This window comes from Rhodococcus sp. NPDC049939 (assembly GCF_040656415.1).
Classification (GTDB): Bacteria; Actinomycetota; Actinomycetes; order Mycobacteriales; family Mycobacteriaceae; genus Rhodococcus_F.
The window spans coordinates 1,760,155-1,774,357 of the sequence record NZ_JBFAMC010000001.1 but is presented as its reverse complement, the minus strand read 5'-3'; the positions used below and the strand labels follow the sequence as shown (position 1 = coordinate 1,774,357).

Genomic DNA, 14,203 nt, shown 5'->3' with positions numbered 1-14,203 from the left:
TGCGGGGCGGGACACGACCTACGAGTGGATGTCGTCCGAATCGTCGGCAGCGGCCTTCTGCGACGTCGCGGCGGCAGCCGCGCGAACTTGTGGCGCGACCAGCACCACCTGACCGAGAATTCCGTTGACGAATCCGGGCGACTCGTCGGTCGAGAGTTGCTTGGCCAACTCCACCGCTTCGTCCACAGCCACGACCGGTGGTACGTCGTTGGCGTGGAACAGCTCCCACACCGCGATGCGTAGGATTGCGCGGTCGACCGCGGGCAAGCGTCCGAGGGTCCAGTCCTGCAAGTGCGACGAGATCACCTCGTCGAGACGATCCAGGTTCTCGGCGACCCCTGTCACCAGGGTGATCGTGTACTCGGGGACCGCTGCCACGGAATCGACCTTGCTGGACAGTTCCGCGCGGTCGGTCGCGAGATCGACCGGATCGAGATCTCGCGCCTCGGCCTCGAAGAGGAAGTCCACGGCGCGCTTTCGGGCCTTGTGGCGCGGGCCGAGTTTCTTACGCGAACCGGCCACTCAGGAACTCACACGCCCGAGGTAGTTGCCGTCTCGCGAGTCAACCTTCAGCTTGTCGCCGGTGTTGATGAACAACGGAACGCTGATTTCGGCTCCGGTTTCGAGGGTGGCAGGCTTCGTGCCACCGGTGGAGCGGTCACCCTGTAGACCGGGGTCGGTGTGCTTGACCACCAATTCGACGGTCACGGGCAGCTCCACGAACAGCGGGACGTCCTCGTGGGTCGCAACCTGAACTGCCATGTTCTCGAGCATGAAACGAGCGCCGTCACCGACGGTTTCCTCGCTTATCGAGATCTGGTCGTAGGTGTCGCCGTCCATGAAGATGTAGTCGGAACCGTCGTGGTACAGGTAGGTCATATCACGCCGGTCGACGGTGGCGGTGTCCACCTTGACACCGGCATTGAACGTCTTGTCCACGACCTTGCCCGAGAGCACGTTCTTCAACTTGGTGCGCACGAAGGCCGGACCCTTGCCGGGCTTGACGTGCTGGAACTCGACAATCGTCCACAGCTGGCCATCGATCTTCAGGACCAGTCCGTTCTTGAAATCACTAGTTGAAGCCACTTGCTTCGCGTCTCCTCGATAAGGTCGAAACCGTCTACACGACGGTCAGTTCTTTGGTGGTGAGTGTGAGCAGTTCCGGCCCCCGCTCACGCACCACGAGCGTGTCCTCGATACGCACGCCTCCGCGCCCGGAGAAGTACACACCCGGCTCGACTGTCACCGTCGCGCCCTCGAGAAGTGTACCGGTGCCCAGCTTGCCGATTCCCGGAGCTTCGTGGATCTCGAGGCCGACGCCGTGTCCCAGTCCGTGCAGAAACAGTTCCCCGTAGCCCGCGTCCTCGATGATGCGGCGAGCGGCCCCGTCGACCTCGGAAACCTCTGCTCCGGGGCGCAGCGCTTCTCGTCCTGCCTGTTGGGAACGCTGGACCAGTGCGTACAGGTCACGTTGCCAGTCCGCTGCGCGCTCGAGTACGTATGTTCGCGTCATGTCCGAGTGGTAGCCACCGACCTGCGCTCCGAAGTCGAGTTTGACGAAGTCGCCGCTGCCCAGCACCGTCTTGGTGGGGCGATGGTGTGGGATCGCGGAGTTGGCTCCGGTAGCGACGATGGTTTCGAACGAGATGCCATCCGCGCCGTTATCGAGCATCAGTGCCTCGAGTTCACGGCATACCTCTTTCTCGGTGCGACCCGGACGCAGCCCGCCCCGCGAGATCAATTCGGCGAGTGCGGAATCGGCCGCCGCACAGGCAGCACGCAGCAACTCGACCTCGTGCTCATCCTTGACCATGCGTAGTTCCTCGACCAGCCCTGGGACCGGATCCAGGCGCACATCCGGCGCGAGCAGCGACCAGGCAGAGAACTCGTCCACAGTGACGACGTGGCTCTCGAACGCCACCGTCGACGTGCTCTGTACCGATTCGATCAGAGCAGCGGCGCTGGATCGGGCAATCTGGGCCCGCAGATCGGGAACCTGTTCACCGACTTGGGTGAGATACCGGCCGTCGGTGCAGATGACGGTTCGCTCCTCAGCCCCCTCGACGTCGGTCGCATCGACAAGCAGGGCGGCGTTGGAGCCGGTGAAGCCGGTGAGATATCGAATGTTCGTCAGATTCGTCACGAGAAGCGCGTCGAGATCTCGGGAGGCCAGGGCCGCGCGCAGGGCCGCGCGCCGAGAACCGTGATCAGCAGCCATGTAGTCAAACGTACCGGCATCGGTCTCGTCACGATCGTCCACCTCTGCGCCGCCGATCGGAGGAGAGAACAGGTTTCAATCACGCCGGGTGTGGGTGAGACCACAGGGCCGAAATTCGGCTCGCTACGCTGTGCCCATGAATGCGTGGGTGGTACGTGGCCTCGGGATGGCCCTGATACATGTTTTGGTTCGTGTGATCCTCGGTTTCTCGATCACACACTGGCCTCTTCTGGGATCCCCTCTGAGATGGCTCTCACTGGCGATTGTCGTGGTCGCCGCATTGGTCTGGGCGGGGATGGACGGCATACGGGACCGCCGCGAGAACCCGGACCCTGCCGACGGCGCCGATCTCACCATCCTGTGGCTGAAGGCCGCGATACTCGGGGGAATCGTCGCCGGTTTCGGCAGCTGGCTGATCGATGTGCTGCCGTTCCTCAATGTCACCCAGAACTCGTTCTTCTTCGAGCTGACGTCGGGGGCCGCGTTCACCGTACTGCTCATCTTCGCTCCGGCGATGCTCGCAGTCTTCCTCGGCAGGTACTACGTCCGCCGAGAGTCCGGAAAGTCTGCGGAGAACGGCGATTCGTCACCGGTTGCGGCCGGGACGGACGCACCCACCGAACAGATCCACGTGCAGCCCACAGGCACGGAATTCTCCGGCTCCGACGCTGAAACCACCGTCTTCGAGCGGGTGCAGGAGTACCACGGAGCCGCATACGAACCCGATTCGCCGGAGACCCCGGACGACGACTACGCAGAGGATGACAAGGCGGAGGAAGATCGTGTCGAGAGCGAAGACACCGCCTCGCAGGATCCGGTCGACCCGAACGAGCATCCCGCGGCCGGAAAGCACCGCACCGACTAGCGCCCGGTGCTGACGCCCCCTGGGCGAGACCGAGGTCCTCGCGCGGCGGTGTGAGTGCAATCGCGCATGCCGCCGCGCCGTGATCCTACCGACCGGCTTTCGCCAACTGGCTTACAACATTACGGCTCCGTCACCCTCGCCCGACGCCTCCTCACGGGCCACAGCCGAGTATGCGGCCACTAACAGGGAGGGGTCCGGACCCTCCAGACGTCCGGGTTTCGCGAGCCCGTCGAGGACGACGAACCGTAGAACGCCTGAGCGGTTCTTCTTGTCGGTCTGCATGCCCTCCAGCAGTTGACCGAGCGCGTCCGCGTCGTAGGTGGTGGGCAGACCCACGAGTTCCAGGATCGTCCGGTGCCGATCCGCCGTCTCGTCGTCGAGTCGCCCAGCCAGGCGACCGAGTTCCGCGGCGAACACGAGTCCCACCGCCACTGCCGCGCCGTGACGCCAACGGTAACGTTCGCGGCGCTCGATCGCGTGCCCGAGCGTGTGGCCGTAGTTCAGAATCTCGCGCAGGTCGGATTCACGCAGGTCCGCGGCGACCACCTTGGCCTTGACTTCCACGGAACGCCGAATCAATTCCGGCAGAACCGATCCTGCCGGATCGAGTGCCGCTTCGGGATCGTCCTCGATGAGGTCGAGGATGACCGGGTCGGCGATGAATCCGGTCTTGATCACTTCGGCCATTCCCGCGACGATCTCGTTGCGGGGAACCGTCTCCAGGGTCGCCAGGTCGACCAGTACTGCCGACGGCTCGTGGAAAGAGCCGACCAGGTTCTTGCCTGCCTCTGTGTTGATACCCGTCTTGCCGCCGACAGCCGCGTCCACCATCGCGAGCAGTGTGGTGGGCACGTGGATCACGCGGACACCACGCATCCAGGTCGCGGCGACGAATCCAGCGAGGTCGGTCGCAGCGCCACCACCCAGACTCACCACGGCGTCACTGCGAGTGAGTCCGATCCGTCCGAGCACCTCCCAGCAGAACCCGGCCACAGCGAGGTCTTTACCCTCTTCCGCATCTGGAATCTCGATGCGGTGCGCATCGATTCCCTGTTCGGCGAGAGTCGCGCGAACCGACTCGGCCGTCTCCGCAAGCGGTGGCTGATGGAAGATCGCCACGGTTTTGGTGCCGACGAGTTCATCCACCAGTTCACCGAGCAATCCGCGCCCGATGATGACCGGGTATGGGTTGGCCGTCTGCACCTGTACGCGTACCGGTTCGGTCACTGTCTACTGCTCCGCTCAGTTCTGCTTGTCTCTGGGTCCAAGGTTCTCAGTCCAAGGTTCTCAAAGGTCGCTCTCGGCCGCCTCAGCCGCCGAAGCTCACGTTGCGTCGAGGTCGACCATCACTCGGTCAGCTTCGACACCAGGTTCTTGACCACACGGGAGGGACTGCGCCCGTCCGTACGTATCCGGATGGACGACACTTCCTCGTACAGCGTGCCCCGCACACGCAACAACTCGGTGTACTTCTGCCGGGGATCTCCGTCAGCGAGCAATGGACGCACAGTGTTGCCGCGCGTGCGTTTGAGCCCCTCCGCCACGCTGATCTCGAGATAGATGACAGTGTGACCCTTCAGTAGCGCGCGGGTGCGCTCGGACAGGATCGATCCGCCACCCAGAGAGACGATCCCCTCACTGCTCTCGACCGCCTTCCTGACGATCCTTTCCTCGATGGCACGGAAAGCGGGTTCGCCGTCCTCGACGAAGATTTGCGCAATTGTGCGGCCCGTCTCGACCTCGACCGCCGCGTCCGTGTCGAAGAACGGAAGATCCAGAGCCCGCGCGAGGCGCTTCCCGATCGTCGATTTTCCGGAACCGGGCGGGCCGACGATCACAGCTTTCGGTGCCATCGGATCAATCACCCCCGCCGTGCGACGCCGGCCGGACCCGTCATCGTGCGAACCGGGCTTCTACCTCGGACGCATAGTGCCGGAAGTTGGCGGCCGTCTCGGCAATCGAGTCTCCCCCGAACTTTTCGAGGGCCGCCTGGGCGACGACCAGAGCAACCATGGACTCGGCAACGACACCTGCGGCGGGAACGGCACACACGTCGGAACGCTGGTGAATGGCGACCGCTTCCTCACCGGTCGACATGTCGACCGTTCCGAGTGCTCGTGGAACCGTCGAAATAGGTTTCATCGCCGCACGGACGCGCAACGGCTCACCATTGGTCATACCGCCCTCGAGGCCCCCCGCTCGGTTCGTCGACCGCACGACTCCGTCCGGGCCCGGAAGCATCTCGTCGTGCGCCTGGCTGCCCCTGCGGCGCGCGGTCTCGAAGCCGTCTCCGACTTCGACACCCTTGATCGCCTGGATGCCCATGAGCGCGGACGCGAGGCGGGCATCAAGCCGGTCTGCACCGCTGATGAAGGATCCCAGACCCACGGGAAGGCCGTGTACGACGACCTCCACGACGCCGCCGAGAGTGTCGCCGTCGCGCTTGGCGGCCTCGATCTCGGTAATCATCGACGCCTCGACATCCTTGTCGAACGCGCGCACAGGACTGGCGTCGATCGCAGGCAGATCGGACGCGGTCGGCTCGGGGCCGACGTACGGGTCGGTCGCACCGATGGAAATCACATGGGAGAGGACCTCGGCACCGAATACCTGGCGGAGAAATGCTCGCGCGAAAGTGGCAGCCGCAACACGTGCTGCAGTCTCCCTCGCGCTCGCGCGTTCGAGGACCGGGCGGGCATCGTCGAAGCCGTACTTGAGCATGCCCGAGTAGTCGGCGTGTCCGGGCCGGGGGCGGGTAAGTGGGGCGTTGCGTGTCTGACCCTCGAGCACTTCGGCGTCGACCGGATCAGCGGACATCACGGTTTCCCACTTCGGCCACTCGGTGTTGCCCACCTCCACTGCGATCGGACCACCGAGGGTGCGTCCGTGTCGCACTCCGCCGACGATCGTGACCTTGTCGGCCTCGAACTTCATCCGTGCCCCACGCCCGTATCCGAGGCGGCGGCGCGCGAGTTGCGTCGAGATGTCTTCGGACGTCACTTCGACGCCGGCGACCATCCCTTCGAGTATCGCGACGAGGGCGGGACCATGGGATTCTCCGGCAGTTATCCAACGCAGCACAATCGCTATCCTTCCACGTCGCCGTACCCGACTCCGACGGTGGTCCGCCCAACCGGACCCGACCCGAGCGTGAGATCACGTGATGTGCGCAGCAAAGAGCGCAACCAGCACCGAGGCGCACATTGCGGGTCCGTGCGGGAGTGTCGGCGGGCACCGCCGAGCAGCGAGGAACACGCAGCCCGCACCCGCGGTCAGCGCGGGCGCGAGGACCGCCGCACACAGCCAGGCCCCGCCTCCCGCGAGTCCCGCGGCCGCACCCACCCCGAGCGCGAGTTTCACGTCGCCGGCTCCGAAAGATCCAGGTACGCCGAAATGCACCACGAGGTACACCGTCGCGAGCAGGACTCCCCCGACTATCGCCGCCAACGCCCCACCCGTCGCCACGCCGACACCCACGATCACAGCGAACCCCGGAACCGTCAGCACGTTCGGCAACCTCCGGACGCACAGGTCGATTGCGCCCAGAGTCACGCACCACCACCAGAAGGCGATCGCCAACACCAGGCGCCACACATCGAGTTCGCCCGCCGCGATCCACGCCGTGGCGGCGACCCCGGTCGCACAGACCGCCTCACACCAGCCGCGCTGGACGACATGCTCGCCGACGAACTGGGAGGCTGTTCGGCGCGCACACCAACCGGCGCCCGCGCCGAGCAGCGCGCTCACCGAAATCAGAGACCACATAGCAGACAGCGTGCCCGAGACGCGCACACCGTCCATGGCACCGACCAGCACAAACGATCAGCCTGGGGAGAACAATGCGTCTGTGGACAATTAGTGCAGGGCCGCCGCCATCGCCGATCGCGGTGCCGGAAGGCCGGTAAACTGCTCCACCTGTCCGAATGCCTGATGGAGAAGCATCTCCAGTCCCCCGACAACTCTGCCACCGGCGGCCTCGACCGCTCTCGCCAACGGTGTCGGCCAGGGGTCGTAGATCGCGTCGAGCACGAACGGTGCGCGCCCGACCGCCGCGGTGTGGTCGTTGATCGCGGCCGACGGCACGGTGCTCACGAGCACAGCGGCGGCGGCGCAGCGGGCACCGAGTTCCTGGCTGTCGAATCCCAGCAAGCGGACGTCGAGTCCCAGCGACTCGGCGCAGCCGATCGCACTTTCCGCCCGCCCCGCGTCTCGGGCGACGATCGTAACGGCCTTGACCCCCAGGTCGGCCAATGCTGCAAGCGCGGGGCGGGCAGTCCCTCCTGCACCGAGGACAACGGCATCAGCCCCCACAACCGACCCCAGTCCTCCTGAGGTGAGTGCGCCACTGACGCCGTCCACGTCGGTGCAATCAGCGCGCCACCCACCCTCGACGCGGACCAGCGTGTTCGCCGACCCGACCGCGACAGCGCGGTCAGTTCGCTCGGTCGCGAACCTCAACGCTGCGACCTTCCCCGGCATCGTGACGGACAGGCCGACCCATTCCGGTCCGAGCCCAGAGACAAGACCCGGGAGCTCGTCTGCGCCGCATTCGATGCGGTCGTACGTCCACCCTGTCAGACCGAGCGCCCGATATGCGGCGAGGTGTAGTTGCGGCGAGCGTGAATGCGCGATGGGTCTGCCCAGTACCCCAGCCTTTCGCGCGGTCACCAGCTCACCTCCCACTTTCGAAGATTCCATTGCGATGGGCCTCGTCGATGTTGGCCAAATGCTCTTGATAGCTCCTGGTGAACAACGTTGTGCCCTGCGAATCGATCGTGACGAAGTAGATCCAGTCACCCGGTGCCGGTGCTTCGGCGGCCTCGAGTGCAGCGATGCTCGGTGACGCGATCGGGGTCGCAGGCAGACCCGGGCTCGCATACGTGTTCCAGGGCGTTACCCGAGCGCGGTCGGCGTCGGTGGTGGCCAATTCGGTGGTGTCGAGTTCGTAGTTGACCGTCGAGTCGAACTGCAGGGGTTGGCCCACTGCGAGCCGGTTCAGAATGACTCGAGCCACCTTGGAGAAATCGGCCGGCAACGACTCGCGCTCGATCAGAGACGCCGAAATCAGCAGTTCGTAAGGGGTCAGACCGACCTGGGCGCCATCGGTGAGAATTCCGGTCCCTTCGTACCGTGTGGAACTCTCGCCGACCAGCCTGGCGAGAATGGCGGTGGGGCTCGAGGTGGGGTCGAAATTCCAGCTTCCCGCTGCGATCAGTCCTTCGAGCTGCCGGCCCCGGTCCGGAACGTTTGCAACCGCGTCCTTCGCCCAGTCCGGCACACCGAGTGCATTCAAGTCTCCAGCCCCGGCCGTATTGAGGTCGTCGTAGCTGATGCATGTCTGATGCCCGCCGACGCCGAGGCAACTGGCCTCGGAGATGAGGGTGTAGATCCCCTTCTTCGTCGCCCCGGTCTGCACATCGGTGGTGTCGTGGAGTTGCCTGCCCTCGGAGATGATGAGGTGCCCGACCCGGGACGTGGGATCGATGAGTTCGCTCACAGCGTCGGCTGCGGGGATCCTGGTCGACAGACGGTAGAAACCGGGCTGCACACTACTGATGGCTTCGTTCTGAAGCGCAGCGTTGTAGAAGGCCGCCCCGCTCGCCACGACGTCCCGTTCTGTGAGCGCCACTCCGATCTGCTCCGCGGTATCCCCCGGATGCACCTCCACGACTACTTCGGGACCAGCGGGGCCTGCGTAGTCCGGCGGAGCGCTGCCGCCGAGGACGAACCTGCCACCCACGAACGCCAGCCCACCGAGCGCGATCAGTACGACAGCGACCGCCAGCGTTCCGACCAACTTGCCGCGACGGGCCCGACCTTTGGCCTTCTTGCGCCGTCCAGTCTGATGCCGGGGAGGTATGCGGGTCGGCTGAACGGCTTCGAGAACCTGGGTTTCGGCGTCGTCGAATGCCACACCCGAGGTGTCGCGGCCCGCGCCGGAATCTGGACCGTCGTAGGAATAGTCGTCGTACCTGTGCGAATAGTCGTCATACCCTCGCCATTCGTACCCTTGCGCCGTGTAGCCGGCTTCGTGGTGACCGTGAGCGTTGCGAGAGGAGTACGCGCTGTACCGGGATGCGCGACTGCTGCCGTTTCCGTCGGCGTGATGGTCCCGGTCGTCGTGCACCCGGGCATGTCGGCCGGTGGTGGTGATCTCTTCGGATTGTGGTTGGAAATGAACCGGATCGTCGCCCTCGTCGAGGTAGCGATGTCGGCGACGTCGGTGGGCGTGGTGGTGGGGATCGGGTCGCTCGCCTGAAGGTCGCCGATGATTACTCACTTATCCGCCTCCGGTAGCCGCACGTCTGCACAGGATTCCACAGTGTTCATCAACGCGCTTCGCTCGTCCAACCATCCCTGCAAGATTGCCACCGCTGCGGCCTGATCGATCACCGGTCGCTGGCCCTTTGTGCTGACACCGCTCTCCCGAAGCGCTCGCGCAGCTGTCACGGTCGACAGACGTTCGTCAGCCATCCGCACAGGTATCGGATCCACCGCGCGTCGCAACCGCTTCGCGAACGCGATCGCGATGGAAGCCGCTTTCCCCCGCTCACCACGAAGAGTCCGGGGCAGCCCGACGACAACCTCCACCGCCTCGTACTCCTCGACGATTTCGGCGATTCGCCGAATGTCCGGCGAATCGGTTCCACGTTCCTTGGACCGGGGCACAGTCTCGACAGGGGTTGCGAGAATCCCGTCGGGGTCGCTGGAGGCGACCCCGATTCGGACACTGCCTACATCGATGCCAATGCGTCGACCGCGCCCTGGGTCATCGTCTCCGGGTCGATCCGGACCCAATTCCGCGCGATCCACCGTTACAGATTCCCCACCTTGTCCATAACGTGTTCTCGGGCCGCGTCGAGGGCGGCCGGAATTCCGCTGGTGTCGGAACCGGAACCCTGAGCCATGTCGGCCTTCCCCCCTCCACGACCACCGATCTTCGGCCCGAAGTCCTTGACTAGATCACCCGCCGAGAGTCCGAGTTCCTGTGCCGGCCCGTTGACGGACACCGCGAACGGAACCTTGCCGTCCGCATCTCCGAGCAATACCACCACGGCCGGTTGGGTACCGAACCTGCCGCGGATGTCTGCGACCAAACCACGCAGGTCGTTGCCTCGGACACCGGATGGGGCCGAGTCCGCGACCAGCATGACAGGTCCGATGCGGTGTGCCTTGTCGGCGTATTTCCCGGCTGAAGCCAGCACAGCCTGTGCACGAACCTGTTCGAGTTCCTTCTCAGCGGCCCGAAGCCGGTCGACGAGTGCTTCGACGCGGGCAGGCACCTCTTCCGTAGGAACCTTCAGCGAAGACGACAACCCGGCGAGAAGCGCGCGCTCCTTGGCGAGGTAACGGTACGAATCGAGTCCGACGTAGGCCTCGACACGTCGTACGCCCGAGCCGATGGACTGCTCGCCGAGCAGTGTGACGTTGCCGATCTGCGCGGAGCTTCCCACATGGGTTCCTCCGCAGAGTTCCATCGAGAACGGCCCGCCGATCTCGACGACACGCACCTCGTCGCCGTAGTTCTCGCCGAACAACGCCATGGCGCCCATCGCCTTCGCCTTGTCTAGGTCGGTGACGAATGTGTTGACCGAGTAGTCCGCGGCCACGGCCTCGTTGGTGACGGCTTCGATGTCTTGCTTCTGTGCCTCCGTCAGCGCGCCCTGCCAGGAGAAGTCGAAACGCAGGTAGCCCGGCTTGTTCAGAGATCCGGCTTGAACGGCGTTGGGGCCCAGCACCTGCCGCAACGCGGCATGCACCATGTGTGTGCCCGAGTGTCCCTGTGTCGCGCCCTTACGCCAGTCGGAGTCCACCTGCGCGAGAACGATGTCCCCCTCGGCGATCTGGCCTTCCTGCACAGTCACCTTGTGGACCCACAGCTTCTTCGCGATCTTTTGGACGTCATTGACCTTCACCCGCAGTCCCGGCCCGGTGAGGTTGCCGACGTCGGCGATCTGGCCACCGGCCTCGGCATACAGCGGGCTGCGGTCGAGGATGACCTCGACGTCCTGGCCCGCGGATGCGGCCGGAATCCGCTGGCCATTCGAGATCAGCGCGAGAACGTGCGCCTCGGAGACCAATTCATGGAACCCGGTGAACTCGGTCTCCCCACGGTCGAGGAGTTCCTTGTAGACCGTCAGATCGGCGTGAGCGTGCTTGCGTGCCTGGGCGTCGTCCTTCGCACGCTGACGCTGCTCCGCCATCAACGACCTGAAGCCCTCCTCGTCGACGGACAGACCCGCCTCGGCCGCCATCTCCAGGGTCAGATCGATCGGGAAGCCGTAAGTGTCGTGTAGCGCGAACGCCTTGTCGCCGCCGATCACCGAGCTGCCGGACGCCTTGACCGATTCCACGGCCCCCTCGAACAACTTGGAACCGGACGCCAGCGTCTTGAGGAACGCCGACTCCTCGCCGACCGCCACAGTCTCGATTCGTTCGAAGTCGGTTTCGAGTACGGGGTACGACGGCGCCATGGTGTCGCGGACGACGGTGATGAACTCGCGCATGCTGGGCTTGTCGGCGCCGAGTAGTTTGGCGGAGCGGACGATTCGCCGCAGCAACCGGCGGAGCACGTAGCCGCGGCCGTCGTTGCCGGGATTGACGCCGTCGGCGATGAGCATCGCGGCAGTGCGAGCATGGTCGGCGATCACCCGGAAACGCACGTCGTCGTGGTGGTCGCTGCCGTACTTGCGACCCGACAACTCCTCAGCCTTCGCGATCACGGGACGGACGAGATCGGTCTCGTAGACGTTGTCGACTCCCTGCAGCAGGAGCGCGACCCGCTCGACCCCCATGCCGGTGTCGATGTTCTTCTTCGGCAGCGGGCCCATGATCTCGAAGCTGTCCTTGCTCGTACCGAGCCCGCGCTCGTTCTGCATGAACACGAGATTCCAGATCTCGATGTAGCGATCCTCGTCGGCTACCGGACCGCCGTCCTTGCCGTACTCGGGCCCGCGATCGTAGTAGATCTCCGAGCACGGACCACACGGACCGGGAATGCCCATGGACCAATAGTTGTCGGCCATCCCACGGCGCTGAATCCGCTCTTCCGGAATACCGACGTCGTCCCGCCAGATGTCGCGGGCCTCGTCGTCGTCGAGATAGATGGTGACCCAGATCCGCTCGGGGTCGAACCCGTATCCGCCGTCGTCGACACTCGAGGTCAGCAAATTCCACGCGTGCTTGATCGCGTCGCGTTTGAAGTAGTCACCGAACGAGAAATTTCCGGCCATCTGGAAGAAAGTGTTGTGGCGCGTGGTGATCCCGACGTTCTCGATATCGAGCGTGCGCACACATTTTTGGACACTGGTCGCAGTCGGGTACGGAGGGGTCTGCTGCCCCAGGAAGAACGGCACGAACTGCACCATCCCCGCGTTGACGAACAGCAGGTTCGGATCGTCGAGAATCAGCGAGGCGCTGGGCACCTCTGTGTGGCCCGCCTTGACGAAATGGTCGAGGAAGCGCCTGCGGATCTCGTGGGTCTGCACCTAAGTTGCCCTTCGCGTGTGACAGTGATTTGGAGTCGATCGCACCGCAAACACGGCGAATAGACCACTTACAAGCTTAACTGGCGCATGTGGTCGGGTTCCCGGGGCGCTCGCCGGTGGCCGCAGGAGAACACCGCTATGGTGACGCAGAACACGTCCGGGCGCAAAGGCATGACCGCTGTCCCCGTGCGGGACCCCCTAGCCCCGCACGATGCGCCGCAGCTTCTCCACGCGCCCAGCTATTTCGCGCTCGCTGCCGTGTGTGGTGGGCTGATAGTAGTCGACGCCGACGAGCTCGTTCGGCGGGTACTGCTGGGGCAGAACGCCGTCGGGGTGGTCGTGGGGGTAGCGGTATCCCACCGCATTGCCCAGCTTCTCCGCCCCGGCGTAGTGACCGTCGCGCAGGTGGGCCGGGACGAGTCCCGCCTTCCCCGCAGCCACGTCGGCCATCGCCGCCCCCAGCGCCGCGATGACGGCTCCGGACTTGGGTGCGGTCGCGAGGTGGATGGTGGCCTGGGCGAGCGCGAGACGCGCCTCCGGCATGCCGATCAACTGCACGGCCTGAGCCGCCGCAGTGGCGGTCTGCAGCGCGGTCGGGTCCGCCATCCCGATGTCCTCACTGGCATGGACGACCAGGCGTCGGGCAATGAACCGCGGGTCTTCACCCGCAGTCAACATTCGCGCGAGATAGTGAAGCGCTGCGTCGACATCCGATCCCCTGATCGACTTGATGAAGGCACTGATCACGTCGTAGTGCTGGTCACCGTCGCGGTCGTAACGAACCGCAGCCTTGTCGACACTCGCCTCCACCGTCGCGAGGTCGAGCAGGACCGGACGCTGCCCCTCCCCTTTTTCGTCGAGCCCCGCCTGGTCGAGCGCCGCGCCCGCCGCAGCCTCGAGGGCCGTCAGTGCGCGCCGAGCATCCCCGGCAGCCAACCGCACCAGGTGGTCCATCGCATCGTCCGCGATCTCGATCGCGCCGCCCAAACCCCGCTCGTCGGTACGCGCACGCTCGAGAAGTGCCTCGACGTCCTCTGCGGTCAACGTCTGCAGTTGCAACACCAGTGACCGGGACAGCAACGGCGACACGACGGAGAACGAAGGGTTTTCGGTGGTCGCGGCGACGAGCAGCACGATCCGGTTCTCCACGGCGGCAAGCAGGGCATCCTGCTGGGTCTTGGAGAACCGGTGCACCTCGTCGATGAACAGAACGGTTTGTTCCCCTGAGAGCAACCGCCGTCGGGCCAGATCAATGACCCCTCGCACTTCTTTCACTCCGGAAGACAGTGCGGACAGCGCCTCGAAACGGCGTCCTGTCGCACCGGAGATCAGTGATGCCAGCGTCGTCTTACCCGTACCGGGTGGTCCGTACAGCAGCACGGACGACGCTCCGGATCCCTCGACGAGGCGGCGCAGCGGTGCACCCGGTGCCAACAGGTGTTTCTGCCCGACGACCTCGGCGAGAGTACGCGGGCGCATACGCACCGCCAGGGGCGCGTGTCCGTTCATCGAATTGGCACCGGGAGCAGGGTTGGTCGGGGGGTTCTCTTCCCGACTCGTCGTCTCGAACAGGCCCGCCGACTCGTCCTCACCCACATCCGAACCGAAAAGATCGCTCACAAGTTCGACGCT

13 protein-coding genes are annotated in these 14,203 nt (G+C 65.0%); 1 reads left to right on the top strand and 12 read right to left on the bottom strand.

The genetic code is table 11. From position 1 onward, the window contains the following. Positions 1-18 precede the first annotated feature (18 nt). The 3 genes from nusB to AB0I57_RS08060 are packed head-to-tail and all read right to left on the bottom strand — an operon-like array spanning position 19 to position 2,218. A complete protein-coding gene (gene nusB, locus AB0I57_RS08070; RefSeq protein ID WP_358332265.1) occupies positions 19-522 on the bottom strand; it encodes a transcription antitermination factor NusB in 504 nt (167 codons plus the stop codon). Next, on the bottom strand, positions 523-1,086 hold the full coding sequence (gene efp, locus AB0I57_RS08065) for an elongation factor P (RefSeq protein WP_358332261.1): 564 nt from the start codon (positions 1,084-1,086) through the stop codon (positions 523-525). It abuts the gene before it with no gap. Between the two features lie 34 nt (positions 1,087-1,120). After that, positions 1,121-2,218 carry an aminopeptidase P family protein gene (locus AB0I57_RS08060; protein ID WP_358332258.1) on the bottom strand — a complete coding sequence of 366 codons (1,098 nt, stop codon included), beginning with the start codon at positions 2,216-2,218 and terminating at the stop codon, positions 1,121-1,123. Positions 2,219-2,354: 136 nt separating this feature from the next. Between AB0I57_RS08060 and AB0I57_RS08055 the strand changes: the two genes are divergently transcribed. Next, positions 2,355-3,083 carry a B-4DMT family transporter gene (locus AB0I57_RS08055; RefSeq protein WP_358332255.1) on the top strand — a complete coding sequence of 243 codons (729 nt, stop codon included), beginning with the start codon at positions 2,355-2,357 and terminating at the stop codon, positions 3,081-3,083. A gap of 111 nt (positions 3,084-3,194) precedes the next feature. Here AB0I57_RS08055 and aroB read toward each other — a convergent pair whose 3' ends face one another. The 9 genes from aroB to AB0I57_RS08010 all read right to left on the bottom strand — a co-directional run bounded on the left by aroB (position 3,195) and on the right by AB0I57_RS08010 (position 14,191). Continuing rightward, on the bottom strand, positions 3,195-4,310 hold the full coding sequence (gene aroB / locus AB0I57_RS08050; RefSeq protein WP_358332252.1) for a 3-dehydroquinate synthase: 1,116 nt from the start codon (positions 4,308-4,310) through the stop codon (positions 3,195-3,197). 119 nt (positions 4,311-4,429) lie between these two features. Beyond that, a complete protein-coding gene (locus AB0I57_RS08045; RefSeq protein ID WP_358332249.1) occupies positions 4,430-4,936 on the bottom strand; it encodes a shikimate kinase in 507 nt (168 codons plus the stop codon). A gap of 40 nt (positions 4,937-4,976) precedes the next feature. Continuing rightward, on the bottom strand, positions 4,977-6,164 hold the full coding sequence (gene aroC, locus AB0I57_RS08040; protein WP_358332246.1) for a chorismate synthase: 1,188 nt from the start codon (positions 6,162-6,164) through the stop codon (positions 4,977-4,979). Positions 6,165-6,239: 75 nt separating this feature from the next. Beyond that, positions 6,240-6,848, bottom strand: a complete 609-nt coding sequence (locus AB0I57_RS08035; protein ID WP_358332243.1) for an A24 family peptidase — start codon at positions 6,846-6,848, stop codon at positions 6,240-6,242. Between the two features lie 90 nt (positions 6,849-6,938). Beyond that, positions 6,939-7,766 (bottom strand): shikimate dehydrogenase, encoded by an 828-nt coding sequence (locus AB0I57_RS08030; RefSeq protein ID WP_358333290.1) that lies wholly within the window; start codon positions 7,764-7,766, stop codon positions 6,939-6,941. Beyond that, positions 7,756-9,363 (bottom strand): endolytic transglycosylase MltG, encoded by a 1,608-nt coding sequence (locus AB0I57_RS08025; protein WP_358332240.1) that lies wholly within the window; start codon positions 9,361-9,363, stop codon positions 7,756-7,758. The genes AB0I57_RS08030 and AB0I57_RS08025 overlap by 11 nt, the downstream gene beginning before the upstream one ends. Next, a complete protein-coding gene (gene ruvX, locus AB0I57_RS08020; protein WP_358332237.1) occupies positions 9,360-9,896 on the bottom strand; it encodes a Holliday junction resolvase RuvX in 537 nt (178 codons plus the stop codon). The genes AB0I57_RS08025 and ruvX overlap by 4 nt, the downstream gene beginning before the upstream one ends. Before the next feature lie 2 nt (positions 9,897-9,898). Next, on the bottom strand, positions 9,899-12,571 hold the full coding sequence (alaS, locus tag AB0I57_RS08015; protein ID WP_358332234.1) for an alanine--tRNA ligase: 2,673 nt from the start codon (positions 12,569-12,571) through the stop codon (positions 9,899-9,901). A gap of 198 nt (positions 12,572-12,769) precedes the next feature. Further along, positions 12,770-14,191 (bottom strand): replication-associated recombination protein A, encoded by a 1,422-nt coding sequence (locus AB0I57_RS08010; protein ID WP_358332231.1) that lies wholly within the window; start codon positions 14,189-14,191, stop codon positions 12,770-12,772. Between the last annotated feature and the right edge of the window lie 12 nt (positions 14,192-14,203).

Coding starts and splice junctions, on each gene's coding strand:
- AB0I57_RS08045 (WP_358332249.1), bottom strand. CDS start 4,936: ATGGCACCGAAAGCTGTGATCGTCGGCCCGCCCGGTTCCGGAAAATCG.
- AB0I57_RS08035 (WP_358332243.1), bottom strand. CDS start 6,848: ATGTGGTCTCTGATTTCGGTGAGCGCGCTGCTCGGCGCGGGCGCCGGT.
- AB0I57_RS08060 (WP_358332258.1), bottom strand. CDS start 2,218: ATGGCTGCTGATCACGGTTCTCGGCGCGCGGCCCTGCGCGCGGCCCTG.
- AB0I57_RS08055 (WP_358332255.1), top strand. CDS start 2,355: ATGAATGCGTGGGTGGTACGTGGCCTCGGGATGGCCCTGATACATGTT.